A 24,386-nucleotide genomic window follows, 5' to 3' on the forward strand; every position below is an offset into this window, starting at 1 on the left:
CGTTATATCGTTATCTACCGAGGAAATGTCAGATTAGCATTACGTTACCGCAATGAATACGAATGTCTATGCGCGACACGTTCATGCGCCTCGAAGGACAATCTGATGATCTACACCGTGGAATGCAGCTTCGACGATCCAAAGAGCGAAGCCGAATGGAACGGCTTCTACAGCCTCGAAAAACTGCCCGCCCTCATCTCTGTTACAGGCTTCCATACGTCGCAGCGTTTCAAGTCTATAAGCGATGATTGCCCGGTCTACCTAGCCATCCACACGATTGATGGTCTCGGCGTTTTGACGGGAGAGGAATATCACCAGAAGGGCGGCGGCAATTTCGCAAAGTGGCAGCAACACATCACCGACTGGCATCGAAATCTTTATAGCGATATTGGCCTTGCGCCGGCGGTCAATGCAGACGAACTCCTCGTGCTCTGTGCAAGCGGCCCCGAACCTCTGATTCAGTTGGGACTCAAGCCGCTGGCCATGCAAGCAGTTGCGCTTGAGATGTTTCCGGCAAACCGCTGGCTTGCAAAGATGCCTCGACGAAACGCTCAGCTTATCGAGAGCATGTCTGAAGGTGTCCACCTCTACGTGCCCATGACTGGACAATTGACTAGCTTCCGCACCGTCTCAACCGAACGGAAGAGATAGGTCCGCCATGCCCAATGTCACTATTTATATTCCTACAGGGCAGATGCCGTCAGATGAAACGCTTGCCGAGCTTTCCCGCGACTGCGTCAAACTCTGTACGGATGTCCTTCAAGCGGCGCGCGAAAATATTCATGTCATCTATGTAGCCGTTCGACACGGGCACGGGCATCCCGTCTTCGCGGAAGTTCAATATCGTCTGGAGACGCTTCGCACGCCCCCGGTCATGAACCGGTTTATGGCAGCCCTGGAGGACACCATCGCACACTGCACTGCTCTTCGGGCGCGCATCCGTTGCTTTGGCTATGCCGCGTCGGACATTCACGCCCGAAATTAGGAAGCCTTCTGGAGAAAAATTATGTCCACCCTTACCTTTCCCAGTCAGCGAGGCGGGAATTTCACCATCACCGCAGTCAGCGATGGCTATCTCGACGCAAGCCTGGATTTCCTCTCGAATATCGAGCCGTCCGAGGCCTCCAGAATGCAAAGTGACGCAGGGCAAAAGGTGCCTTCCGCCGTGCATATCAACTGCTACCTAGTACGCGCAGAAGGCCGCACAATTCTCATCGACGGCGGGGCCGGGGGTATCAAGCAATGGGGCGGGCGCCTGAGAGCCAATTTGTCGCTTGCTGGCGTCGAACCATCGGAGATCGACACGATCCTGCTCACACACGCCCATCCCGATCATGTTGGAGGGCTTGTCGACACCGCCGGACAAATCACGTTTCCAAACGCAGAACTCGTCGCTCATCAGCGAGAGGTCAATTTTTGGCAGGATGACGGAAACCTAAGCCGCGCCACCGAGCGTGCCCGCGGCAACTTCCAAATAGCGCGTCAGGTGTTCGACGCCTACCGCGATAAGCTTCGCACCTTCGATAAGGGTGTAGTGCTTCCGGGCATCAGAGCGATGCCACTACCGGGACACACAGATGGACACTCCGGATATCTCCTTGAATCCTATGATCAGGGCCTGCTTGTTTGGGGAGATATTGTTCATTTTCCTCACATCCAGATTAAGCGGCCAGACGTATCCATTGCATTCGATCAAGATCCTTCCCTTGCGGCCACCACTCGATCAGGGCTCTTGGACATGGTCAGTTCGGAAGGACTTTTGATCGCCGGCATGCATTTGGGAGAACTCGGCTTCGCGCGAATAAGGCGAATGAGTGGAAGCTACGGTCTGCTTTACGAGACCGAAGCATGAGCCTTCGAACGGAAGTGCCCTAGCTTCATCCGACTACAGCACTTCTCTGAAGCGACCACGAATACTGCAGGGCGGTGTTGTCTCTCTCAGGCGTTCCGTACTTTCAGGGGACATTCGGGCTCGAGTGACGAAGGAAGGCCCACCTCAAAAAGGCAAGGGCTTATGCGGCTGCCTCAATTAATGCGTAGTCTTTTCCATCCCGTCAATGGGATATCTCCATTCGGCCGCGGCGGCACCTTATAGCTCAGCATGTCGCCGCTTAGTTCATAACTGCGCACCTGCGTTGTCCCCTCCCAATTCGGATACGTTGCACCCTCAATATGGAAGGTAAGCGTGCCCTTCAGCGGGTCAATGGCGACGGTGCCGAAATGAGAGCTTGTTCCTAAAAAGGCAGCCCGTAATTCGCTCGGTGTCCCTGCGTTCCTATCGTTTGCGGCGAACCTGGGACGAGAGCTATTGAAGATAAACAGCGAATAGTGCCCGGCATGATCAATTTGAAGCATGCCCGTGGGAGCATCGCCGAAGTCATGTGTGCGTGTTCCATCCGGATGTTTAACGTCGGCAAAATCGAGCGTCCAAGTGCCTTCGATGGCCGCGACTGTAATCATTTTATCGGGACCCGAGGCGGCGGCTGCGTACGTCGGGAGAAGGGTCGTCAGTAGGGCGAATAGAAAGGTCTTTGCTGATTTCATGTTTGGGTATCCCCCGCAAGGCTCTGTTGAATCGACTGTGTTGTTACCTGATGTATTCGTCCTTTCCTTCCGCTGCGTTTTCCATGCTGGCGGATCGGCCCATCGGAACGTGCCACGCGAATCGATGACATGGCCGTGCAGCGATAGCAGACCGCGCCAGAGCGAGGGCATGAGCAAGTACCTATCCAGATGTTGGCTGGTGGGCGTCCGATGAAAGATTTGCGGCTTCGACGGACGATGTGGGGCGCAGTGTAAAGCGCCACTATTCATTTAGAAAACATATGAATAAGTATTTCAGTCATTTCTAAATGACATGGATCAGCCATGGAATCCTTCGACCTGGATGCGATCAAAGCTTTTGTTCTGACCGCAGAGCTGCAGAGCTTTACCTGCGCCGCAGACGCGCTGGGCAGCACGCAATCGGCAGTTAGCCTGAAGTTGCGTCGACTAGAGACCAGTCGGGTCGACGACTGCTAGAGCGAACGCCGCGCCAAGTACGGCTATCGGTCGACGGGGTCGCTTTTATGGAGTCGGCTCGCGAGCTGGTCGGGGCTTCTGAGCGCGCTATCGCCTCATTTGAAGTAAAGCAGCGCCGTTTGGTTATCGGCATCAGCCACCAACTGGTGGGCAGTGAGTTACCCGGTTTGTTGCTTTGGATGACCGAGCACGATCCGAATCTGGTGATCGAGCTACGAGTCGCTGGCTCGAACGAAATGCTGAAGGCCTACAACGATGGTGTGCTGGATGCTGCCTTGGTATTGCAGTCAGAAGATAGTCGGCGTAGCGGTGAAGTCCTATTCGCCGAATCGTTTGCTTGGATCGCTGCCGCACGCTGGCAGCCGCGTGCAGGTCAACCGCTGCCGCTATCGACCCAGGGGGAAACATGCAGCATCCGCACGGCGGCGGTCCGTGCGCTCGATAGCGCCGGCATCGCCTGGACGGAGGTATTTATCGGCAAGGGCGCTGCGGTGTTGGGCGCTGCAGCGACGATTGGATTAGCAGTCGCCGTGCTGCCGAAGCGTGCTGCACCGTCTGGCACCATCGATATTGGCCACGATCTTTCATTGCCTCCCTTGCCCACACACGAGGTGGTGCTTTTATTCGGCGCTCCATGACAGCCGATCGCAATGCACTTCACACGCCAGGGATGGCATTCAAAAATCTGTCCAGAACTGCGTAGTCGCCAGGCCAACGCCAGGCACCCGGGAGAATGGTGGGCCAGCACGATTTTGCATTAAACCGCTGGCCGCTGGCTCAACGCGAAACGCCGTCTATAGGCAAGAGGACTTAATCCAATTTTGTTTCGGAAATGATGACGCAACGTTATCGCACTCCCGAAACCGCATTGCACAGCCACAGCCTCCACCGGAAGTGAAGTGGTTTCGAGCAATTCCTTGGCGCGGTCCACTCGCGCGAGCGTGAGCCAGTCTGCTGGAGACGTTCCGGTTGTTTCATTGAATCGACGCAGAAAGCTGCGTTCGCTCATCGATACTAATGCGGCCATTTCGCTCACTGTGATTTGCTGATCTAGCTGTTTAACTAGCCGATCAAGCAAGGATGGCAGCCGGTTACCAGCCTCGTAGCGCGATACAGGTCGCTCGATAAACTGGATTTGGCCACCATCGCGGTGTGGCGAGATAACTAAGCGGCGAGCGACTTGGTTGGCGATCTTTGCACCAAAATCACGCCGCACGATATGCAAACAAAGGTCGAGACCGGCGGCACTGCCAGCGGAGGTCAAAATCTTTTCCTGATCGACGTAGAGCACATTAGGATTGATCACGATTTGGGGATAGCGCGCAGCGAGTTTCTCCGTATAACGCCAATGCGTAGTCGCACAACGGCCGTCTAATAACCCTGTCGCCGCAAGTACGAATACGCCCGAGCAAATCGAGACTAGACGCGCGCCACGGGCATGCGCAGCCCGAAGCGCGCGAATAAGCTTAGGCGGAGGCTCCACATCGATGCCCTTCCATCCTGGGATCACAATCGTGTCCGCGCGCGCCAGCAAGCCGAGGCCACCATCTACCGTCACGCGCAGTCCACCGAGTGCGCGCATCGGACCCGGATCGACCGCGCAAGCCGAAAATCGATACCAGTCGGGCCCAAATTCTGGACGCGGCAGACCGAATACTTCGGCCGCACATCCAAACTCAAAGCTGCACAAGCCGTCATAGACCAAAGCGACAACCAAGCGACCGGCGGGCTTCACCGTCCTGCGGGTAGTTGGCGATATTTGATCGGTTAATGTCATATACGCCAATTGTTGCAAACTGCGCCACATTGGACAATGAACTCGTCAATTACATCCTCAAGGAGTTCGCCATGAGCAATGCAGTTACCAAGATTCCCGCCGCGCCTTCAGCCGAGGCCTTAGCCCATTTCGAAGCCGAATTTACTCACGAGACCGACTGCTGGGATGTACATGAAGCGATGCAATCCGATGATCCTGGCTTCATTCTTGTCGATGCCCGCAGTCCAGCGCTCTACGCAGCTGGGCATCTGCCTGGCGCAGTAAATATCCCCCATGGGAAAATCATTGCATCGCGCATGAGCGCGTACCCCGACGACACATTATTCGTTACCTATTGCGCTGGCCCGCACTGCAACGGCGCGGCGCGCGCGGCATTGCGCTTTGCCCAACTTGGTCGTCCAGTCAAGCTGATGGCAGGCGGCCTCACTGGCTGGCTAGACGAGGGCTTTGAGCTTACAACTGCCGAAACGAAGACACTGCAGGTCGCTTGATGTCCGTCGATACCGATAGCATCGGAATCGGTGGAGCGGACTATAGCGTCTGCACGGTTCGACCCGCCGATCTGCCAAGTTTGATCGTGCTTTGTGCGGAGCATGCGCGATACGAACGCGCTAGTTACGATCCATCAACCAAACTTGGTTTACTCAAGGACGCGATATTCACTCATCCGGCTCGGCTTTTTGCATGGATGGCTTGGAAAGATGGTGTTCCCGTCGGCTACGCCACAGCGACAGTCGAGTTCTCGACCTGGGCCGCCTGCAACTATCTACATATGGACTGCTTATTCGTCGAAGAGCAGGCGCGGGGACAGGCTGTCGGTGCGAAGTTATTGCATGTGGTGAAAGAAAAGGCGCGGGTTTTGGGATTGCGCGAACTGCAGTGGCAGACACCGGATTGGAATCTTGATGCGATGCGCTTCTACGCCCGACACGGCGCTAGTGCCAAGCCAAAACAGCGATTTGTTCTAGCACTGTGTGACACATGAGGGAAGGTGGCAGAAGACCTCTTTGCCACCTCCCCTGCCTGCCCATTGCCAAAGATTTTTCAGGTATATCTGATCGGCGCCCGCGGCCAAGAATGACAAATACATCTGAACTCGGTCGATGTAGAACACGGCAATGAACTGGCTTTTGGTGTGGACCAATTGCCGTACATCGGAGTTACCGGCAAGCCGATATTTTCCGAGCGTTCAAATAAGGCCGAAGCTATTCAATATTAGGAATTGGACATAAAGAGGCATTGCTTGACCGTTGCTGAGAACGCCTCGGGATCCTCAAGCATCATGAGATGCCCACATTGTCGAATTGTCTGATAGTCGGCACATTTTTCCAATGCCCACTCCGGGACGTTCCAATCCCCACGAGAGCGTTCGCCGGCGATCAAATACACGGCGTGCCGCTCGAAGACGCTCTTGACGGCTGCGAGATAATCGATATTCCCAGTGGTCGCCACAATCGATTGTCCCATTGCACGAAGCGTTGAAGCTGGCTGATATCCCAACCAACGAACGGCAGTTTCGTACATTTTTTCTGTGGGTTTGACCACAGCGCCGCTTAACCATGCCACGGGATCTTCCCGAAAACCCTTCAGCATGGCGTCTGCTTCAGCGGACGTCATACGTCCCACTGACGCAGACCAGAAGGCGTCTTCCAACGTGAAGTTGCCCTCCACGTTCACGATCTTTCGAACATATTCGGGGTGAGCGTGCGCGAGTAGCATCGCGATCGCTCCGCCCACCGAATGGCCTACGACATGGACAGATCGCCCGTCAAAGTGACGATCAATGAACACTCGGACGTTCTCAACTTGCGCATTCAACGAGATTGAATGGGAGGGAGCGGTTGAATCCGCGCCGTAGCCTAGTAGATCGGGCGAAGCATGCGTGTAGTCAAAATCGATTACGTCTAATGTGCCGATAAGTCCATGGATGAAAATGACGGGCGTATTCATGGTTTCCTTGCGTCAAGTGGTGCACGAGACTGTCCCAATTCGTCGCCAACTCAGTTCGGCTCCAGGCGTGACTAAACGGACGTCTGCAGCGGAAGGTCCTTCAACGCCGCGCTTCGGTCGCCATCCGAAGAGCCAATCCCGCCAGTACTGTACCCATCAACCAGCGCTGCACCGTGAGCCAAAGCGGGCGACCGGCGAGAAAGCCCGCGATGGTGCCGGCCATTATCGCAATCGTCGCGTTGATCGAGAGGCTAATTGTGATCTGGGTAAAACCGAGTACCAACGATTGGCTAAGCACGTTGCCGCGATCAGCATCAATAAACTGGGGAAGCAACGACAGGTATAGCACCGCCGCCTTTGGATTCAGCAGATTGGTCAGGAATCCCATGATTACAAGTTGCTTCGGGCTATCGACCGGTAGATCGCGTATCTGAAACGGTGACCTCCCGCCAGGCTTCAGCGCCTGCCAAGCGAGATACAACAGGTATAGCGCACCACCTACGCGCAACGCGTCATACGCCAGCGGCACAGTCATGAGCAGCGCGGTGATTCCGAACGCGGCGAACAACATGTAAACAATAAAGCCAAGACCGACGCCGACGAGCGAAATCAGGCCAGCCTTGCGACCTTGGGAGATCGAGCGTGAGACTAGGTAAAGCATGTTCGGGCCAGGTGTCAGCACGAGGCCGAGTGCGACGAACGCGAACGCAAGCCAGTGGTGAAATTCGGGCACCGCGCTACTCCAAATAGAAAGTTAAAGGGCGCCGCCCTTGCGAACGGCACTAGCAAATGCAGACATCTCTTAATCTTTTTCCGCCCCATTCTCTCGGGCTATGGTAGCCAAACTGTGGCGTGGTAGAAGCGGGAAAGAAAAAGTATGCCGACAGACGGGTCAGCATCGGACGATTGACCCGTACCTGTCACTATCTCGCCCCGCCGTTCGAGAAATCGGCTTCGAAGTCAAAGCAAACTTCTCTGTCGATGGTCTGATCGTCAGCGATCGCGGTGCTCGCCCTTCAGGGATTGATTGCCAGAGCGCCTTACTTCGTAGAAGTGACAGAGCTCATCGCGATCCCTCGCAGGTGCATAGATGCTGCGTCCGCCTATGGGCTTCATACCGCATGCTTTCATAACCGCAAACGATCCGAGATTGTCCACCTGTGCCCCGGCCTCGATTACATCCAGCGCAAGAAGCTCGAACCCGGCCGCAATCACCACAGGAGCAATTTCGCGCATATAGCCCTTTCCGTGATGTTCTTCACCTAACCAAAACCCTAACGATGCCGAACTCCGGCTCTTATCGTTACGCTCTAGGATGACCCAGCCAAGTAATCTGCCATCGGTTTTGTCGGTTACAGCAAATGGTAAAGCGTGACCACGAAATGCAAGTCGGCGAATTTTTTCAATTCTGGCTAAGGCCATCTCACGAGTGAATGGTAAAGGCCACGATGCGAGCCATCGACTCACGCCCGGCGTCATCAACGATGATGTTGCTGCGGCATCCTCCGGCGCAACGCACCGCAATCGGAGCCTGGTCGTCAGCAGTGGCTCGAAAGGTTCAGAAGTCATTGAAGCTTGGCCTTGGTGGTAAATGTGGAAGCAAGATGAGTGAGTCTTATTCGACACTGCCGTTCTGATTAGCGTTGACTAGCCATCCCTACCGTTTGAGCTCGGCTGGTGCGAATAGCAGTCAGCTCGAATCACGCAGTGGGTTACATCAGGTTGCTGCTCGAAAGTCAGCATTCCAGCCGAGTTCCGCGCGCGCTTTAGCGCTGGTAACTGTTCCGTCTTCTTCAGCGATGTTGTAAGTGCCCGGCTTTCCTAACGTCATAGCCCGTCGGGCAGCGTCGGCTGCCGCCTCAACGTGAACCGGTGCTTCTCCAGAAGGCCCCTCCGTCCATGTGCGTGGGCCGTAAAGCCTGCCATAGCGAAGAATGACTCCCTCCAGCCCGCAGTCCAGAACCAGCGCTTCGAGTTTCGCGACGGCAGATGCAGTGGAAAGATCAAGTGGGGCTGTCTCGGAATAAGGCCGCAAACCCGGGGCATACGCAAAGGCAATGCTCTGGGCTACCAAGCGCTTCGCTTTCGCTGCGGCACTCGCGGCAACAAGGTTGTCAGTGCCGATCTCGCGCATGCGAGCATTGCGTTGACGAGCAGCCGCCATACTCTCTGAGTTAAACGTCTTGGGCAGATCGGTAAGCTGATGTACGACGACGTCCGGCTGCGCCGCGCGGGTGGCTCGGATCAGCGCATGACGATCATAAACATCAACGATTACCGGCTCGACGCCCATGACACTAAGAAGAGATGCATTGGCAGTCGATCGAGTTGTACCGACTACTCGCCAGCCATCCGCAAGCAGAAGCTTGCAAAGCACGCTTCCAATAGCGCCACTTGCACCGGCAACAAAAACGCTTTTGTTTGGACGTGAAGCCATACTTGAATCTAATGACACCTAAAATAGTCTAATCTGCTCAGCAGCCTATGTAGGTTATAGGATGAACGATAGGCATCGGTCTTGAAGGATTGTGCAAGAGACTTGGCCGAATCGGCTGATGAAGAGTCGCGCATGAATTTCATGCTCGAGTGCGTGAAGCGTCCTCGATAAGCCGACTCGAAACGCCAATGTGTAACGATTCAATCGCAGCTTCCGTGCCGAAATTCTGGACCGTTGCGTATTCACTATTCCGCGTGAGGTACGCCGCATGACCGAGGATTGGCGTCACCGCTACAACCACCAACGATTCCATCGCTCGCTCGGCGGTCTCTCACCCGTCGCTTACGCCATGGCATCATCAACCACCTTTACTTCCAGGTGACTCGGAAAAACGAGGACGCTTGATCAGGCTTTCAGTGGAGTTTGCAAATGAGTAAAGCTGTCTTGGTAATTGACGTTCAACAAGGTCTTTGTGAAGGTGAAAGCGCGGCGTTTGATTGCGAGGGCACCATATCTCGCATCAACGTCGTTACCCAAAAAGCTAGAGTGGCTGGCGCACCTGTTATTTTTATACAACACGAGTCGAAAACTGGCTTCCTTGAGCATGGTTCAAGCTCATGGCAACTTACCAAGGGCTTAGAGTTCGAGAGCACAGATATCAAGGTGCGCAAAACCACGCCTGATGCGTTTCTTCGCACCGAACTTGAGGCAATCTTGAAAGCTCGCGGCATAGAACAATTAGTAGTGTGCGGTATGCACACCGAATTTTGCGTAGACACAACTACCCGTCGCGCTCTTTCCCTAGGCTTTCCCGTTGTACTTGTGTCAGATGCGCACACTTCGGCTGGCAACACCGCTATCTCCGCCTTGCAAGTGATTGCTCATCACAATGCCACTCTCACAAATATCTCAAGTTTCGGGCCACGCGCTGTAGCTGTTGCTAGCACAGATATAGATTTTCTAGCTTAAACCAAAGCGAGCGCCGCCTTAATCAGAAAGAGTCGTTCCCAGAAAAAGCGCTCACTGATTGGCCCTCGGCGGGGTCATGCGACGGGAAACCATACGTACCCGTGCGCCGCCTTCTGGATATGTCCAAGCCCAGGAAACGGTGAGTGGGCGGCAGCTACAATATCGCCACTCCTTGACGCCGCTGCCAGAAAAGTCTCTCGCGTTGTTTTCGCTTGCGTAGGCCGGTCGTCGTAGCAGACGGTCACGCTCGGTTCGGCCAGTTGCACTGACACAACGTGAAATAGGTCCCCGCAGAACACGAGATCCCGTTCGCCTGTGCGCAAGCGGTATCCGGTATGGCCGCAGGTGTGGCCCGGAAGGGCTTCTGCCGTGAGACATCCGTACCAAGACATCTCGGGATCGAACAAGCAACAGCGCTCGTCGGCGACATAGGGCGCGAGGATCAGGCGGGCATGCTCGAACGTCGCCCGCACGCTGGGATCGACGCTGTCGTAGTGGGATGCTTCCAGCCAAAACGCGGCCTCCTCACGTGGCACATAAACCATGGCGCGCGGAAACAGCGCTTCGCCGTTCCGTGTAAGGCCGCCGATATGGTCTGGATGGAGGTGTGTTACCAGCACGATATCGATGTCGGAGGGGTGATGGCCTGCCGACGTCATCTGCGCCGCCATCTGGCCCAAGGTTACGTCCTGCAGGTCACCGGCGCCGGCGTCGATAAGAATACGGTGCAGACCATCATCGATTAGAAACGCGTTGACGTGGCTGGGCACGATATTGCCAAGACAGGCTTCCTGCAGGAGTAGGTCGAGCGATGCTTCGCCGCTTCGCAAGACGTCATGAGCAGAAAGTGGGAAGTATCCGTCACACAACGCCGTGATCGTCATCCTTCCGATACGGAAGCGATGGAAGCCCGATTTACGAGTCGGTGGAAAACTGTCAGACATCAACTGCGGAGAGAAGGAAAGACTGTCATCGCACATTAAGAAGGATCCAGAGCAAGGGAGGCTCTAGCCTGCCCATGGCAGCGTTCCGTGCACACTGACAGGAACGTGCGTCACACCTTCACTATTGTTCGTTCTCTCCATCTACGTCGCCGCCGAGTAGACGCCTTGCGACGTCGGCCAGTGCCCGGACCCTGTCCATCCCACGCATGTCTTCGTGATAACCCATCCAGATATGTCGAGAGGGAGGCGATTCGCCAAGATCGACTCGCGTCAATCCGGACGTCGCGTCACCGACTGCTCGCGGCAGCACTGCCAGCCCCATGCCCCGTTGACATAATCGCGCCTGCAACGCCCGATGATTGGCGATAACAGTCGTTTGCGCATACGGCAGGATCTTTCGGAGCCAGTCCACCTCCGGGTAGCTGTTTACCGCTGTATCCATGATCAGCAGGTTCGAACCCCGACCATCGCCGCGTACCGGGAACACTGTATCGGTCCGGGCGTACAGGCCATAGGCGACGCGCAGGAGTCGGCATTGCACTATGCCTGCTTCCTCGAACGGCACGACCCGGAACACCACGTCGGCCTCTCGACGGGAAAGGTCGTAGCGCCGCGAACTGACGATCAGTTCCGGCAGTATGCCTGGGTGATCATGCACCAGCGCCTCGATGACGGGTGGCAGAACATAAGTCGCGAACCAGTCTGCCGAGGAGATACGCAGTGAACCACAGGGGCTGCTGTCTTCACCGATCAGTCGGCGCTCAAAGGCCAGTGCGGACACTTCCATCTCCTCCGCGAGCCGTAGCACCCTAGAGCCGACCTCGGTGAGAAGCACTCCGGTGTTGTGCCGCTGGAAGAGAGGATGACCCACATTTTTTTCCAGGGCGCGCATGCGCCGGCCAACCGTGGGATGGCTCAGACCAGTGGATCGCGCGGCGGCCCCTATCGACCCCTGACGCGCGACCGCGAGAAAGATGCGAACGTCATTCCATTCCACGTCAAGACTCCTATTTGGAGGAGCGACTGTGCTTGAGTGGCAAGCCGCCTGCAAGCAGGGTCAAGCAGTTGCAAACCGATGCGTCGGATAAGTCAAATTAACGGTAGATGCATTACGCCCAATGTCCGCTTCCGGCCTACTCCGTTGAAAAACTCGGTTTCTTGAAGCAGCTCGACTGGCGCAAACAGATTGTGTTCGGGCGATGACCTATGGGCAGTGATTGAGCCAATGTCGGTACTTTCGGTACTAACCACTGTGCCATTCGGCGTAGGTTTGCGCTGTTGCCGCCAGCAAGATCTCATCTTGCGCACCAAGCAGCCCGCGAAGTCGCAGCCGATCCAGTCGCAGATCCGCTTCAGGCGCGCGAACAACATCTCGACCTTTTTGCAGTCTTTACGGGACTGTTGGTATCGCGCTGTCGTCGCGATCTCTCGGGCGACATCGCGCGCGGCTTCATTAACCTGGCGAGCGATCTTACGAGTCGGCGTGTTCGGGCAGCACTGAGCCTTCATCGGGCAGGGCTTGCAGTCGTGGACGCTGGATCGGTAAATGATGGTGTCGTCCTTGGTGATACCTGAACGCGGTACCGAGAACTTCCTCCAATCACAGCGTAGTGGGTCGCCGGCCGGGCATCGATATCCATCGTCCTCCTCGTTCCATATGAAGTCACTTCGAGAGAAGGTGTCATCCGATCGTTCCGACTTATCTCATACCGGCACGTGAGGTTCGATCGACTTGTCATCGATCATCTAGCCAAGCATTTCGGCGCTACCGTAGGCCGTATCGCCGATCAGACGCGCGGGCTTGAGATCGAAGCGATCTTCGACCCGCTTGACCATGGTCCGAATGGCATTCACTTCGTCGGTGCGGCGTGCCGGAGACGCTTCGACATCAACGATGATTCGGGCAGCGACATCGATCAGGCAGTTTGTTGAATAAGCATAGAACGCGGGCCCTCCAGGAGCCGCCGCCCACTGCGAAGCCGAATCCGTCAACTAGATGTTCTTCGGTGGCTCACACTCCTGTTCTGCGGCGTCCAACGCGGCCAGATACTCACGCACGGGGCGCGTCAGCATGTTCTCTTCAGACCATTGCACGTCGGCACCCGGCACGCCACGCTGGCGATTCGCATCGGCCTTGATGACGCTGGCATCAGTTGCGAATCCCTCCCCACTCACCAACTTCTCCGCGATACAGCGCTGCAGGACCCTTTCGAACACAAACCGCAACGTGTCGTTGTCGCGGAACCGGCCATGACGGTTCTTCGAGAACGTCGAGTGGTCAGGTGTTGAATCTTCCAAACCTAGGCGGCAGAACCGGCGGTAGGCCCGATTCAGATGTACCTCTTCGCACAAGCGGCGCTCCAAACGGATGCCGAAGCAGTAACCGATGATCAACATCCGGATCATCGACGCCGGATCGATCGACGATCGCCCCGTGTGGCTGTAGTGGGCAGTGAGGTGCTGGTGCAGCTCGCTTAGATCGAGGAACTGATCAATCCCGCGTAACAGGTGGTTGGCGGGTACATGGTCTTCGAGATTGAACGCGTAAAACAACGGTGCTTGCCCAGCTTGCTGACGACCCGTCATCGTGAAAATTCCGCTCGACTAACGGGATATCAGTTGACCAGGTTCAACTGGCAGATTTAACCGAGTTTTTTTAACGGAATAGGCCAGAAGCGGACGTTCAACGCTTGAATTAAGCGGCTCGGACGGTTAAGCACAGAAAAGGAAAACTTTGTGAGCGAAATCGCGCGCGCTATCTGGGCTTCGCTGGGGGATTCAATGGGCTTGCAGTTCTCTCGGATGAAGATCATGGCTGACCTGCCGGCAACACCTAAGTTAAGCCACGGCCTTGCTGCGGAACGTCCGAGCCAAGCGAGACTTCAAAACCATCGGCTTAAACGCCCACTGGTATCGCACCATGTCTATGAGAGAACCTTAGCCATAAACACGTTGAAGTGTGTGGCAGTGTAGTCGCCGAATGCGTCGCTCTACTCGAAGCCATTACGCTGATATAGTGTATGCGCCGAAACGAAACCAGGGCTCGCCCCGGTCTCGAGAACAAGTCGCGAATATCCACGCTGACGAGCCGTACGAACAATCTCATCGAGGACGGCTTGCCCGACACCGTGACGCAGAAAGGCGGCACGCGTACGCATTGACTTGACCTCACCGGTCAGTGGATCTAGTTCCTTCAGTGCTCCACAGCCGCATAACATGCCGTCAATAAATGCCACCCAGAAGGTGACGTTCGGCGATTGCAAACCTTCAATAGCTAGCGCATGCACATGGCCGGGCGCCGAGTTGCTCTGCATGCCAGAGAGATGTTCAGCGATGAGCGACTGAACTTCTGTGGAGGACAGGTCATCTTGTCGGACTGTGATACTCATGATGGGGTCTCCTGTGCGGCCCAACGCTGAGTTAAGCGGCGGCGTAGCCGTCCGCCTTGAACGAGTAAAAAAAGAGACTCCCTCCCTTTTCGGCCTCAAGGGCCACGATGGTGATGCTGATCAACCGTCATTCGAAGAGGAAGTCTCCACGAACACTATAACCATCGGCGTTGATTTGGCGAAGAGCGTGTCGGTGGCGCCAAATAGATGTGCCCACCTTTCGGCGATTCGACCGAATGAGCGTAAGAAACTGGCATCGCAACCTTGCTGTCGAGCAGACCAGCGGCCAGTCCGGGACCGGTGGGTTAAGTGTGCAGAACAATTAGCACCGCCGCTCGAAAGTCGGCAGGCATGGAGAACGAGCAAATATAAGCTAGAGACGGCTGGGAGCGCTTTGCGATACGCTTCGCATTCGTATAAAAGATGCTTAACTAATCGCGGATACGCCTACTAGCGCATTAGCTGCATTCCTATATGTCGATGCCCGTTATGAGTTTCTATCGTGCCACTAGCTAAAGCAAAGCCGATCACTTTTGAAGCAGAAATTTTGGGCCGCGGACCCAATGGCGCATGGGCATATATCCGTTTACCTTTCAATGCACTGGAAGTTTTCGGGCGTAAAGGTCAAATTCCTGTCCGCGGCGCTATCAATGGTTTCGACTACCGCAATACGCTTATGCCACGCGGCGACGGTAGCCACATCCTCGGCTTAAACAAGGATTTGCAGCGAGGTGCAAAGGCAGTACCTGGCGACACCGTTACGGTTACTCTTGAATTTGACGAAGCGCCTCGCGACGTCGTGGTCCCCAATGACCTACAGTCAATCCTCAACAAATCAGACGCCCAAGCCAAAGCTTTTGCAGCCCTGTCCTACTCTCACAGAAAAGAGTTTGTTGACTGGATAGAAAGCGCCAAGAGACCAGAAACCCGCGCCGCACGCATCGACAAGACCGTCATCATGCTTGCGCAGCGAAAAACACCTAAAGGCTAAATTTCGCCGAATCAAGCGCCGCATGTAAGCGGATTTCGCGCGTGTTCGGGCAGAATTGCGCGGCCGATGCATGTACGAGCGCATCGCCCCGAAGCCGAGCTTGCTGGCGAACACTTCTTGCACGAGCGCAGCAGCAGGCAATGGCCGCCAAGCCACCTCGATCTGATCGATGAGACAGTTTTCATCTGGAGTTGAAACTAAAGAACACGGCTACATCCCGCTCCGAAGCGAACCGCATGTTCACATCCAAGGTGTTCTCCCAAACAATTACTAACGGCTAGAAGGCCGTCGCGCCCCAGGCGGAAAGCCGTGAGAGCGGCTGAGATAAACACAGACCAAGGCGACCAATGAGAGGATGAGCGCTGTCCAGGGCAGCGATAACGGACCGGCATGTTCAAGTAGCAGGCCTCCAACGATGCCGCCTCCGGCAATCGCGGCATTCCACGTGACGACGTTCAGTGAGAGAGCAACATCCGCGGCAGACCCGGCGGCATCCGCCAACGCGGTCTGTATCAGCGTCGCGGCACCGCCGAAGCTCATGCCCCATACGATCACCGCCAGCCACATGACCACAGGCACTCGGATCCATAGCGCCATGGCCAACGATATAGTGGCAAAGGCGGCAAGACTCATCAGCACCGTGCGCCGCAGGCTCGTATCGACGAAGCGACTTGTCAGGTAGATGCCCGCGAGCGCAGCCGCGCCAAAGGCCAACAGGACGAGGCCAATCTCACTCGCCAACCCGGAAGGCGCTATTAGCGGTGCGACGTACGTATAAAGCGCGTTGTGGGCAAGCATCCAGGCCAGGACGACGATGAGCACCGGGCGCACACCGCGTACCTTCAACGTGCTTCTGACATCATGGCCTGCACGGCCTTGCTCACCGGGGTAGTCCGGCACTTTATATACAACCCAGATAACGAGCGCGATCGTCAGCAGCGACATGGCTGCAAACGCAAAGCGCCACCCGATAGCACCACCCAGCCATGTGCCAAGCGGCACACCCAGCGAAAGCGCCACGGGGGTTCCGACCATCGCAAGTGCCATGGCCTTCCCCTGCTGCGTTACAGAGACCATACGTCGCGCATATCCGGCGAGCAAGCTCCAGGCGAGGCCGGCCGCCGCACCGGCAAAGAGCCGAGCCGCAAGCGTCAAGGGAAAGCTGGACGACAAGGCCGTCACCGTATTGAACACGAGGAAACCCGTGATCGAGAGCAGCAGCACCCTCCGACGGCGCCAAGCGCGAGTTGCCAAGGTAAGCGGTATGGCCGATAGGAGCGATCCGATCGCATAAGCGGTCACTGATTGACCTGCCAGCGAAAGGGGAATCCCCAGCCCTTGGCTTATCTGCGGCAAGAGCCCCGCCGGCAGAGTCTCCGTGACGATGCAGGTGAAGCCCGTCAAGGCGAGGGCCAGCAACGCGGATACGGGAAAAGCACCCTCCTCGCGAGTGGTCTGTTGTTTGATTTCGAACCTCGCGACGCTAGACATTTTCTTTCCAAATAGCGGCAACATATGTACCGATTGGTATAGATATTAACGGCCCTTTGTTCGTTGTCAACAACTTCTGTATCGACTAGTATTTATGTCGTCTGCACTACGGAACTTAAGCTATGGCCAAGATGGGGCGTCCACGCGAGTTCGATCGTGATACCGCCGTGGAGCAGGCAATGCATTTGTTTTGGGAGCGTGGCTACGAAGCCACTTCACTTACCGAATTGAAGGCCAGCATCGCCGGTGGTATCTCTGCGCCCAGCCTCTATGCGGCCTTCGGTTCCAAGCGAGGGCTGTATGACGAATCGGTTGCGCTTTACCTTGCTACCCACGGGCAGGTAATGGAGTGCCTATGGGATCAAACGCTTTCACCACGCGAGGCCATCGAAACAGCACTGCGCCGCTCGGCCAGGATGCAAGTCGAGCGCGGCCATCCACGTGGCTGCATGGTCGCCCTGGGCGTAATGGCTGACTGCCCTCCAGGAAATGACAACACACGCACACCTATCAGAGCGGCGCGTGCGAGAAACCGGGCCGGCATACTGGCGTGTGTCAAACGCGGCATCGCCACTGGCGATTTCAGTGCTGTTGTCGACGCACGCGCCACGGCTACCGCGCTTGATAGCTTTCTCCTGGGCATGTCGACACTCGCGCGTGACGGCGCCACCCTCGCCGTGCTGGACGCCGCGATCACGCAGGCGCTCAGGGTACTTGGCGCATAAGCCATGCCGGCGCGCCTCGGGCCAGCGGATATCAGTGGCGGCGGTACTGCAACCCTTCCAGGCGGATCAACCAGTCGAGAACAACTTTCAATACATCGTCAGAATTGTTTCGTAAATCATGCCATGACCGTTCCCGCGAATGCCGTACACCGGTAGAAGTAGGGGATCCACCTTTCGGATAGGGTCGGGTAACTTCGGCCGGCGCCTCCCAAGCAACATACATGGGGCCGGCCTGATAGCTGAGGCCGCCTCGTTTAATACGCTCGCCTGTAACCCAGAAGTGCCCACGGCGCACGAATCGCGGCGCTACAGATTCCCATAACGGCGAGAACATCGTTTTATTTGATGTATCAAATGGGTTCATGGATAGCCCTCTATTGGGCATGACCGAGCCTCAGCGAGGTCTAAGGATGTGCTGCATAGGAACGATATCGGTGAAGACGGCGATGTCCGCCATGATCTCAGCGGTATCCGGGGAGTCGAATGCGGCACGCATGGAATCCGCATCGCGGAATTGGCACAGGCACGCTGCGACGGTCATGCCATTTCTATCGGACGGGTACAACACATGGGCATGCTTCAGCCCCAACGGCTGCCATGCCTGTTCCACCATCGGGATGTGGTGCGCTTCGTAGTAAGCACTATCGAAGCGACTCTCGGGTTGGCCAGTATACGTCACCAGAACGGACACCGGCTCTGCAGCGTGATGACAATCGCGTACGAGCTCACCGCGCGCCGCTCTCGCCAACGCCGACCAATCCTTATCGTCCAGGCCCGCCGACGAGGCTTCGGACAAACTGCTTCGAACGACCTCCGACATCGGCAAGTCCAGGCCTGCCGCTTGCGCCGCCTCGATAGCTAGACCGACGTCTTTCAATCCCAACGTTAACTTGAACCCTGGCTCGTATGTATCGGTAGCGATGTTATGGGCATAACGCTGGTAGCTGGGGCTAGCGAACATGGTCTGAGTGACGATGTCGAGGAAAGCCTTGGCTGATAAACCATAGGCTTCGGTGAGTGCCGTAGCTTCGGCCATCGACTCGATAGCCTGTGTGATCATCAGATTGCCAGCGATCTTGGCCACGTTGGCGCTGGCCTGATCGTCTCCAAGACGCCACGTTTTCTTGCCCATGACGTCGAACAGTGGCTGCACCCGATCGATCGCCGCGACAGGCCCCGCAGCGAGGATATTTAATCCCCCGGTTGCCGCCACTGCCGGCACACCGAAGACGGGCGCAGCAATATAAGCCACGCCTGACTGCGCGTGCAGCGCCTTGAGCTCGTCCACCATCGCCAATGAAATGGTGGACATGACAATATGGATCCTGCCCGCGCGGCCCTGTGACATCGCATCGGTAGAAATCAACGCATCGCGCACGGCGCGATCGTCGGCAAGCATGCTGATAACGACGTCATGCGCGAAGGCGTCACGAGGCTTCCGAAGCGGTTTCACTCCTTCGATATCGTCGAGAGCCGCCGCCGTGCGGTTCCACGCGAACACCTCGTGCCCTGCCGCAACCAGCTCAGGCACGATGGCGCGTCCCATATTGCCTAGTCCTACGAAAGCAATCTTCATGTATCGCTCCCGCTCAACCCTGCTTCTTTGACGTGGGGCATCAAGGGGTGCGCAGCCAGCGGATGCACGGTGACGGTCATCCACGGATACAGTGGTAGTCCTGACACGATCTCGTGCAATTCCGTCGTGCTATCGACGTCCCAGATACTCCAATTTCCAGACTGCGCTGGCGTCCGCCAAATGTGTCGCAGCTGACCGTTCGCGATGTGCTCTCGTGCCGCAATATGTTCCTGCTTCATAAGCGCGCATTTTGTACTGGCATCCACATCTTGCATTCGAACAATTATGTTCAAAAGAAAGTTCATCGCCGTTCCGGTTTAGTCGTCTGGCTGCGCATAGTGATTGAAATCAACTTGCTTGCAGACTCACATCGCCGCATATTACGTGTACATTTTTGTACGGCCTGATTATGGAATGGAGCGATGTGCGGATCTTCCTGGCGGTGGCGCGGGGCGGATCGTTTGGCAGCGCAGCGCGCGCACTGAAAGTAAGCCACCCTACCGTGGGCCGAAGAATCGCTGTCCTGACGGGCGACACGGGGCAGCCGCTGTTTCGTCGAACGGCGAACGGACTGGTGCTCACCGACGCGGGCGATTCGATCTTGGCGATTGCCGAAGCGATGGAGAGCGCAGCCTTCGCTGTGGAAAGGCGACTGACCGGGGCTAGCGAAAGCCTTGAAGGTATTCTGCGCATATCAGCCGCGGATTGGTTCGCCGCCCACGTCCTCGCACCGATCCTGGCTGAACTGGTACGTATCCATCCCGGGATCACGCCTGAGATCATTGCAGGCTACCGGCTACTCGATCTTTCGCGTCGCGATGCGGACGTCGCGTTTCGGATCGTGCCTTTTGCTGAGCCGGATATTGTCCAGCGACGCCTGATGACTATGCGGTATGGCCTGTATGGAACCCGCGCCACCGCGCGTCGAGTTCAAAAAGACAGCGCTTCGGTGGGCCTGATTGTCATGGATACGGCGCAGTCCTATTTCCCCGATGTCGCATGGCTTCGCGATAAATATCCGTGCGCGAGACGGGCCTTTACCAGTACGAGCCGATCGGTGCAGGCACAGATGTGCGCGCAAGGTGCTGGCTTGGCGGTTTTGCCCCGCGCCCTGGGTGATGCCGTACCTGGATTGACGTTGATCGACCCTGACGATGCTCCACCCTCTCGCGATATCTGGGTGGGTTATCACCGCGATTTGAGACAGATGGATCGCCTCAGGGTCATGTTGGATATCGCTAGCGCTCGACTCACCGCTTAACTTGAGGTTTTACCTTATTTCGGCCGGTGCGGTACCGGAGGTAGAGGCGGCATGATCATTCAACTGGCCGTCAAAGTAGTGCTCGTGTAACCATCACACTTACTCGGTTGCTCCCGCCAGATAATCTATAAGCGCTCGAATCTTTGGTGCCACGTGGCGGCCGGGCGTATAGACCGCATGGATATCGCCAACATACGGCTTACCGATTTCCCAGTCGGGCAGCACGGGCACTAGGCTACCGTTTACGAGAAATTCTCGAGCAGCGAAGCTCGGCACCAGTCCGATACCTCCGTCAGCGCGAGCGGCAGCCACGATCGCGCTGCTGTTGTTGATCGTCATGCGCGATGGAACAAGAACATCGACCGATTCATCCTTGCGGCGAAAGCTCCACGTGTTACCGAACCGGCCGTAACCCAAATAAATGCACGGGTGGTCGACCAGATTCTGCGGCTCGAGCGGGGCGCCATGCCGTTGGGTGTATTGCGGTGAGGCCACTAGGACATAGCTGAATTTGCACAACGGTCGCGCAGCGAGCCCCGGTGACAATTCGGACGATATGCGCACCGCGATATCCACACCCTCCTCGATCAAATCAACCGTTCGGTCGACGAGGGTGACGCGCAAACCGACGCCGGGATATTTGGCCAGAAAGCCTGGAAGCCGCGGCGCTAGCCAGGTTTCTCCGAATACGACCGATGCCGTGAGATGGATGATGCCCGTGGGCTTCTCGCTATAGCTACCCGCCAGGGCAGACATTTCGCGGGAGCTTTCGAGCACGCGGCAACTGACGACGTAAACCTGTTGTCCCAGCTCTGTCAGAGTCAACGATCGTGTCGTCCGCTGCAGCAATCGCGCGCCGAGGTGAGCCTCCAGCCGAGAGACATGTCGGCTCACCGCCGAGGTTGTCAGACCCAGCTTTCGACCGGCCGACGAGAAGCTTTCTTCGTCCACCACTTGGGCGAACACCGCCATCTCCCGGAGTAAGTCCACGGAATCGCTCCATTGTTGCCCTGGGAGCAATAGTCTATTGGCTTTATCGTACCTAGCGCCTATTAAATCAACGGAACATACTCATTCCCCATCGGCATTCGGCCGAAAAGCGGCAGCCATCTTGGGAGGGAGTGTTATGGATATTGCTTTCAGGACGGACGGGAAAGGCGCAGCACTGGCGCAAAGCGAACCGCTCGAAGCGCCGTCGCCCCGTGAAATCCGCGTGCGAGTCAAAGCCGTCGGACTAAATTTTCGCGACCATTATTTCATCAGGGGCAATCGGTTTCGTGCGCCGACCATGGGCCGCGTGCCATGCACGGACGCTGTCGGTATCGTGACGCATGTGGGCGCCGACGTGGAAAGGTTTCGCGTGGGCGATCGCGTGTGTTCGGTTGTGTTGCCGGACTGGATCGATGGCCCGCTGACCATGGCCGCTTTATCGGACTCGTTGGGCAGTGAAGCACGCGATGGCGTATTGAGAGGGCACGTACAGATCGACGAATCGGCATGGGTCCATGCACCGGCCTACCTATCAGACATCGAGGCGGCCACGCTATCGGTCGCCGCCGTGACGGCGTGGCATGCGGTCATCGAACTGTGCGCCGTGCAACCGGGCCAGACGATAGTTGTACAGACCACCGGCGCGGTGGCGCTTTTTGCCATGCAGTTCGCGTTAGCCATCGGCGCACGCGTGATCGCCGTCTCCCGATCGGAGGATAAGCTGATGTGCGTCAGCGACCTCGGCGTCGGGAAAACCATCGATACCTCGCACGTCCCCGATTGGGACGTTGCCGTGCGGGAACTCACCGACGGAAAAGGTGCGGAGTTGGTGATCGACATGGGCCTGACGGACAGCTTGAGACAATCGGTGCGCGCGACAGCCTTCGAAGGAACGGTTGCGGTGGTTGGCGTCGTACAGGAACGCACGAACGCGCTCGACATCTTTCCGGTGATGAATAAAAACCTTCGGGTACGGGGCGTCGAGACGGGCTCACGAGCTATGTTTGAACGGATGAACGCGTTCATGAGTGCTCAAGACATCCATCCCATCGTCGATCGCATCTTTGCTCCCGACCAGCTGGATGCAGCACTGGATCACCTGGCCGGCAGTCCGTTTGGGAAAACGGTTATCCGCTTCGAGTCCGATAACGACGGCTCGGCGACGCACAGCAATGTCGTCGAACGTCGTTAAGCCATTCCTGCTCTGAAGTGAATACTTATGACCTCCCTATGGACCGACCTGCTTTCGCTACACGGATACATCGTTACGCCGGTTCAAAAATCCGCCGTCCCTTATGAGACAAAGCGTTCGCCGTCGGATCCTTCGGCATCGATCGATAGCTCATTGGCCAGCCCGTCCGACGATGATCTTGAAACCTCCGATCCATAACGCGATAAGGAGGCGACACAATATCCGCGGATCGGCACATAGATCCTTCATGACCGAAATACCACTCCGGTGATTACGCATGCACGTCGTCTCACCCAAACGCCAAGCATCGTTGCTTACCGAGCACTGGTCGCCGCGAGTTATCGCTGAAGTCGACGACGACGTTAAGGCTTCGGCCTCCTCCTCGAGACAGTCAGCCGATCAATCAGAAAGCGACATGACAAACCTTGGCATATCCACTGCTTCGCATGATCGGTCTTTTCGGACGACAGGTAGCCGAGCACATTACTCACCAGCTCATGATGGACGGTTTATCGTCTGTATCCGATATCGAGCCAGCACATGCTGACCGGCACGCTTTACGCACTAGCCGCAGGTTTGATGTGGGGACTTGCCTTCATCGTACCCGTCCTGCTTCCTGACTATCCAGCGCCGCTGTTAGCCTTCGGACGGTACCTGGCGTTCGGCCTGTTGGCGTTGCCGATCGGTTGGCTGGACCGCCGTAGTCTCGGCCAGCTGCAGCGGGCCGATTGGATCGAAGCGCTGAAACTCTCGGCGCTGGGAAATATTGCTTACTACGTCTGCCTGGCTGCTGCGATCCAGTATGCCGGTGCGCCTCTGCCGACCATGATCATCGGCACATTGCCCGTGGTGATCGCCATCGCCGCGAACCAGCGCAATGCAGTGCGTGACGGGCAACTCCCGTGGTTGAAGCTTGCACCCTCATTAGGGTTGATCGTCGCCGGCATAGGATTCGTCAATCGAGACGAGTTCGCCAGGATACACGGCGCCACACCGGCCGATCTGGGCCGCTACGCAGCGGGCGTTCTACTCGCCATGGCAGCAACCGCTTTGTGGACGTGGTATCCGCTACGTAATGCCGACTGGCTTCGCCATCACCCAGATCGCCGCCCGATGACATGGTCGACTGCACAGGGGCTCGCTACATTACCGCTTGCGCTAATCGGGTATGGCTGCACGTGGCTATTCATGCATGTAACAGTGGCGGATACGCCCATGCCGTTTGGTCAAACGCCAGCGTTATTTCTGTCTCTCATGTTCGCCCTAGGCCTGCTCGCTTCGTGGGCGGGAACCTTGTGCTGGAACGAAGCCAGCCAGCGATTGCCCACGCGCGTTGCCGGCCAACTGATCGTTTTCGAGACCATGGCTGCGTTAGCGTATGCCTTTGTTCTGCGGGGAAAGGCGCCGCCGTGGGGCACCGTCATCGGTGTGCTTTGCCTAGCGATAGGTGTGGTTCTAGCTGTGAGGATCAAGCCCGCCGTAGTCGCTGAAGCTGCATAGCAGCGCTATCTAAGCAATTGATTCACCTTCTTGGTGAAAAACGATTTTAGATTGGCAACCGCTTAGCGTGGCTATGACTCTCTCGAACAAACGTCGCAAAATCATGGCCTGCGTTAATCGGCTAAGAGCGAAAGCATGCGCTCCCGTCATAACTACCGTCGTTCTCTTAAGGC

At 56.6% G+C, this 24,386-nt stretch carries 27 protein-coding genes and 1 pseudogene; 13 read left to right on the forward strand and 15 right to left on the reverse strand.

Going from position 1 to position 24,386, the window contains the following annotated elements; genetic code table 11:
• The first annotated feature begins 105 nt into the window (after nt 1-105).
• Genes HDE76_RS16140 through HDE76_RS16150 form a run of 3 tightly spaced genes read left to right on the forward strand, consistent with a single transcriptional unit; the run spans nt 106 to nt 1,852 of the window.
• Complete coding sequence (locus HDE76_RS16140) at nt 106-651, forward strand: sugar ABC transporter (protein ID WP_184509063.1); 546 nt, start codon at nt 106-108, stop codon at nt 649-651.
• Nucleotides 652-658: 7 nt separating this feature from the next.
• Complete coding sequence (locus HDE76_RS16145; RefSeq protein WP_179478641.1) at nt 659-985, forward strand: hypothetical protein; 327 nt, start codon at nt 659-661, stop codon at nt 983-985.
• Between the two features lie 21 nt (nt 986-1,006).
• Nucleotides 1,007-1,852 (forward strand): MBL fold metallo-hydrolase, encoded by an 846-nt coding sequence (locus HDE76_RS16150; RefSeq protein ID WP_179478643.1) that lies wholly within the window; start codon nt 1,007-1,009, stop codon nt 1,850-1,852.
• Nucleotides 1,853-2,025: 173 nt separating this feature from the next.
• Here the strand turns inward: HDE76_RS16150 and HDE76_RS16155 are convergent, their stop codons facing one another.
• On the reverse strand, nt 2,026-2,544 hold the full coding sequence (locus HDE76_RS16155) for a lipocalin-like domain-containing protein (RefSeq protein WP_255457731.1): 519 nt from the start codon (nt 2,542-2,544) through the stop codon (nt 2,026-2,028).
• 324 nt (nt 2,545-2,868) lie between these two features.
• On the opposite strand from HDE76_RS16155, the gene HDE76_RS20610 reads away from it, so the two are divergent.
• Nucleotides 2,869-3,021 carry a LysR family transcriptional regulator gene (locus HDE76_RS20610; RefSeq protein WP_218862251.1) on the forward strand — a complete coding sequence of 51 codons (153 nt, stop codon included), beginning with the start codon at nt 2,869-2,871 and terminating at the stop codon, nt 3,019-3,021.
• A gap of 47 nt (nt 3,022-3,068) precedes the next feature.
• On the forward strand, nt 3,069-3,659 hold the full coding sequence (locus HDE76_RS16160; RefSeq protein ID WP_221262455.1) for a LysR substrate-binding domain-containing protein: 591 nt from the start codon (nt 3,069-3,071) through the stop codon (nt 3,657-3,659).
• Nucleotides 3,660-3,778: 119 nt separating this feature from the next.
• Here the strand turns inward: HDE76_RS16160 and ftrA are convergent, their stop codons facing one another.
• Entirely contained in the window at nt 3,779-4,828 is a 1,050-nt protein-coding gene (gene ftrA / locus HDE76_RS16165; RefSeq protein WP_255481641.1) for a transcriptional regulator FtrA, read from the reverse strand.
• A gap of 41 nt (nt 4,829-4,869) precedes the next feature.
• Between ftrA and HDE76_RS16170 the strand changes: the two genes are divergently transcribed.
• Nucleotides 4,870-5,289 carry a rhodanese-like domain-containing protein gene (locus tag HDE76_RS16170; protein ID WP_184509317.1) on the forward strand — a complete coding sequence of 140 codons (420 nt, stop codon included), beginning with the start codon at nt 4,870-4,872 and terminating at the stop codon, nt 5,287-5,289.
• Nucleotides 5,289-5,783: a GNAT family N-acetyltransferase gene (locus tag HDE76_RS16175; RefSeq protein ID WP_184509067.1), complete on the forward strand. Its 495-nt coding sequence runs from the start codon at nt 5,289-5,291 to the stop codon at nt 5,781-5,783. The genes HDE76_RS16170 and HDE76_RS16175 overlap by 1 nt, the downstream gene beginning before the upstream one ends.
• 230 nt (nt 5,784-6,013) lie before the next feature.
• Here HDE76_RS16175 and HDE76_RS16180 read toward each other — a convergent pair whose 3' ends face one another.
• The 4 genes from HDE76_RS16180 to HDE76_RS16195 form a co-directional block, all read right to left on the reverse strand.
• Entirely contained in the window at nt 6,014-6,748 is a 735-nt protein-coding gene (locus tag HDE76_RS16180) for an alpha/beta hydrolase (protein ID WP_184509069.1), read from the reverse strand.
• Between the two features lie 100 nt (nt 6,749-6,848).
• Entirely contained in the window at nt 6,849-7,481 is a 633-nt protein-coding gene (locus HDE76_RS16185; RefSeq protein WP_179478651.1) for a LysE family translocator, read from the reverse strand.
• Nucleotides 7,482-7,741: 260 nt separating this feature from the next.
• The gene (locus tag HDE76_RS16190; protein WP_184509071.1) at nt 7,742-8,317 is read right to left on the reverse strand and encodes a GNAT family N-acetyltransferase; all 576 of its coding nucleotides are present in this window, start codon (nt 8,315-8,317) and stop codon (nt 7,742-7,744) included.
• 148 nt (nt 8,318-8,465) lie between these two features.
• Entirely contained in the window at nt 8,466-9,185 is a 720-nt protein-coding gene (locus HDE76_RS16195; RefSeq protein ID WP_184509073.1) for an NAD-dependent epimerase/dehydratase family protein, read from the reverse strand.
• A gap of 429 nt (nt 9,186-9,614) precedes the next feature.
• Between HDE76_RS16195 and HDE76_RS16205 the strand changes: the two genes are divergently transcribed.
• Nucleotides 9,615-10,154: a cysteine hydrolase family protein gene (locus HDE76_RS16205; protein ID WP_184509075.1), complete on the forward strand. Its 540-nt coding sequence runs from the start codon at nt 9,615-9,617 to the stop codon at nt 10,152-10,154.
• Nucleotides 10,155-10,228: 74 nt separating this feature from the next.
• Here HDE76_RS16205 and HDE76_RS16210 read toward each other — a convergent pair whose 3' ends face one another.
• The 4 genes and pseudogenes from HDE76_RS16210 to HDE76_RS16225 form a co-directional block, all read right to left on the reverse strand.
• Nucleotides 10,229-11,134 carry an MBL fold metallo-hydrolase gene (locus HDE76_RS16210; RefSeq protein ID WP_184509077.1) on the reverse strand — a complete coding sequence of 302 codons (906 nt, stop codon included), beginning with the start codon at nt 11,132-11,134 and terminating at the stop codon, nt 10,229-10,231.
• A gap of 85 nt (nt 11,135-11,219) precedes the next feature.
• Nucleotides 11,220-12,095, reverse strand: coding sequence for a LysR family transcriptional regulator (locus HDE76_RS16215; protein WP_184509079.1), 876 nt, complete (start codon nt 12,093-12,095; stop codon nt 11,220-11,222).
• Between the two features lie 247 nt (nt 12,096-12,342).
• Nucleotides 12,343-13,684: pseudogene (locus HDE76_RS16220) on the reverse strand (IS1182 family transposase); the annotation flags it as partial.
• 404 nt (nt 13,685-14,088) lie between these two features.
• On the reverse strand, nt 14,089-14,487 hold the full coding sequence (locus tag HDE76_RS16225; RefSeq protein ID WP_221262457.1) for a GNAT family N-acetyltransferase: 399 nt from the start codon (nt 14,485-14,487) through the stop codon (nt 14,089-14,091).
• A 502-nt stretch (nt 14,488-14,989) separates the two neighbouring features.
• Between HDE76_RS16225 and HDE76_RS16230 the strand changes: the two genes are divergently transcribed.
• A complete protein-coding gene (locus HDE76_RS16230; protein ID WP_184509081.1) occupies nt 14,990-15,478 on the forward strand; it encodes a YdeI/OmpD-associated family protein in 489 nt (162 codons plus the stop codon).
• 270 nt (nt 15,479-15,748) lie between these two features.
• Here the strand turns inward: HDE76_RS16230 and HDE76_RS16235 are convergent, their stop codons facing one another.
• Nucleotides 15,749-16,969, reverse strand: a complete 1,221-nt coding sequence (locus tag HDE76_RS16235; RefSeq protein WP_184509083.1) for an MFS transporter — start codon at nt 16,967-16,969, stop codon at nt 15,749-15,751.
• Between the two features lie 122 nt (nt 16,970-17,091).
• Between HDE76_RS16235 and HDE76_RS16240 the strand changes: the two genes are divergently transcribed.
• Nucleotides 17,092-17,694 carry a TetR/AcrR family transcriptional regulator gene (locus HDE76_RS16240; RefSeq protein WP_184509086.1) on the forward strand — a complete coding sequence of 201 codons (603 nt, stop codon included), beginning with the start codon at nt 17,092-17,094 and terminating at the stop codon, nt 17,692-17,694.
• 31 nt (nt 17,695-17,725) lie between these two features.
• Here the strand turns inward: HDE76_RS16240 and HDE76_RS16245 are convergent, their stop codons facing one another.
• Genes HDE76_RS16245 through HDE76_RS16255 form a run of 3 tightly spaced genes read right to left on the reverse strand, consistent with a single transcriptional unit; the run spans nt 17,726 to nt 19,575 of the window.
• Entirely contained in the window at nt 17,726-18,058 is a 333-nt protein-coding gene (locus HDE76_RS16245) for a hypothetical protein (protein WP_184509088.1), read from the reverse strand.
• Between the two features lie 30 nt (nt 18,059-18,088).
• Nucleotides 18,089-19,270 carry an EthD family reductase gene (locus tag HDE76_RS16250; protein WP_184509090.1) on the reverse strand — a complete coding sequence of 394 codons (1,182 nt, stop codon included), beginning with the start codon at nt 19,268-19,270 and terminating at the stop codon, nt 18,089-18,091.
• Nucleotides 19,267-19,575 (reverse strand): muconolactone Delta-isomerase family protein, encoded by a 309-nt coding sequence (locus HDE76_RS16255; protein WP_184509092.1) that lies wholly within the window; start codon nt 19,573-19,575, stop codon nt 19,267-19,269. Before HDE76_RS16255 ends, HDE76_RS16250 begins: the two co-directional genes overlap by 4 nt.
• An 89-nt stretch (nt 19,576-19,664) precedes the next feature.
• Between HDE76_RS16255 and HDE76_RS16260 the strand changes: the two genes are divergently transcribed.
• Entirely contained in the window at nt 19,665-20,531 is an 867-nt protein-coding gene (locus HDE76_RS16260) for a LysR family transcriptional regulator (protein WP_255481642.1), read from the forward strand.
• 99 nt (nt 20,532-20,630) lie between these two features.
• Here HDE76_RS16260 and HDE76_RS16265 read toward each other — a convergent pair whose 3' ends face one another.
• On the reverse strand, nt 20,631-21,503 hold the full coding sequence (locus HDE76_RS16265) for a LysR family transcriptional regulator (protein ID WP_184509094.1): 873 nt from the start codon (nt 21,501-21,503) through the stop codon (nt 20,631-20,633).
• 154 nt (nt 21,504-21,657) lie between these two features.
• On the opposite strand from HDE76_RS16265, the gene HDE76_RS16270 reads away from it, so the two are divergent.
• Together HDE76_RS16270 and HDE76_RS16275 are read left to right on the forward strand one after the other, a co-directional pair.
• The gene (locus tag HDE76_RS16270; RefSeq protein WP_184509096.1) at nt 21,658-22,713 is read left to right on the forward strand and encodes an NAD(P)-dependent alcohol dehydrogenase; all 1,056 of its coding nucleotides are present in this window, start codon (nt 21,658-21,660) and stop codon (nt 22,711-22,713) included.
• Between the two features lie 540 nt (nt 22,714-23,253).
• Entirely contained in the window at nt 23,254-24,213 is a 960-nt protein-coding gene (locus HDE76_RS16275; protein ID WP_179478678.1) for a DMT family transporter, read from the forward strand.
• The last annotated feature ends 173 nt before the right edge of the window (nt 24,214-24,386 follow it).

Origin of the sequence: Rhodanobacter sp. ANJX3, assembly GCF_014200755.1 — a bacterium.
GTDB lineage: Bacteria > Pseudomonadota > Gammaproteobacteria > Xanthomonadales > Rhodanobacteraceae > Rhodanobacter.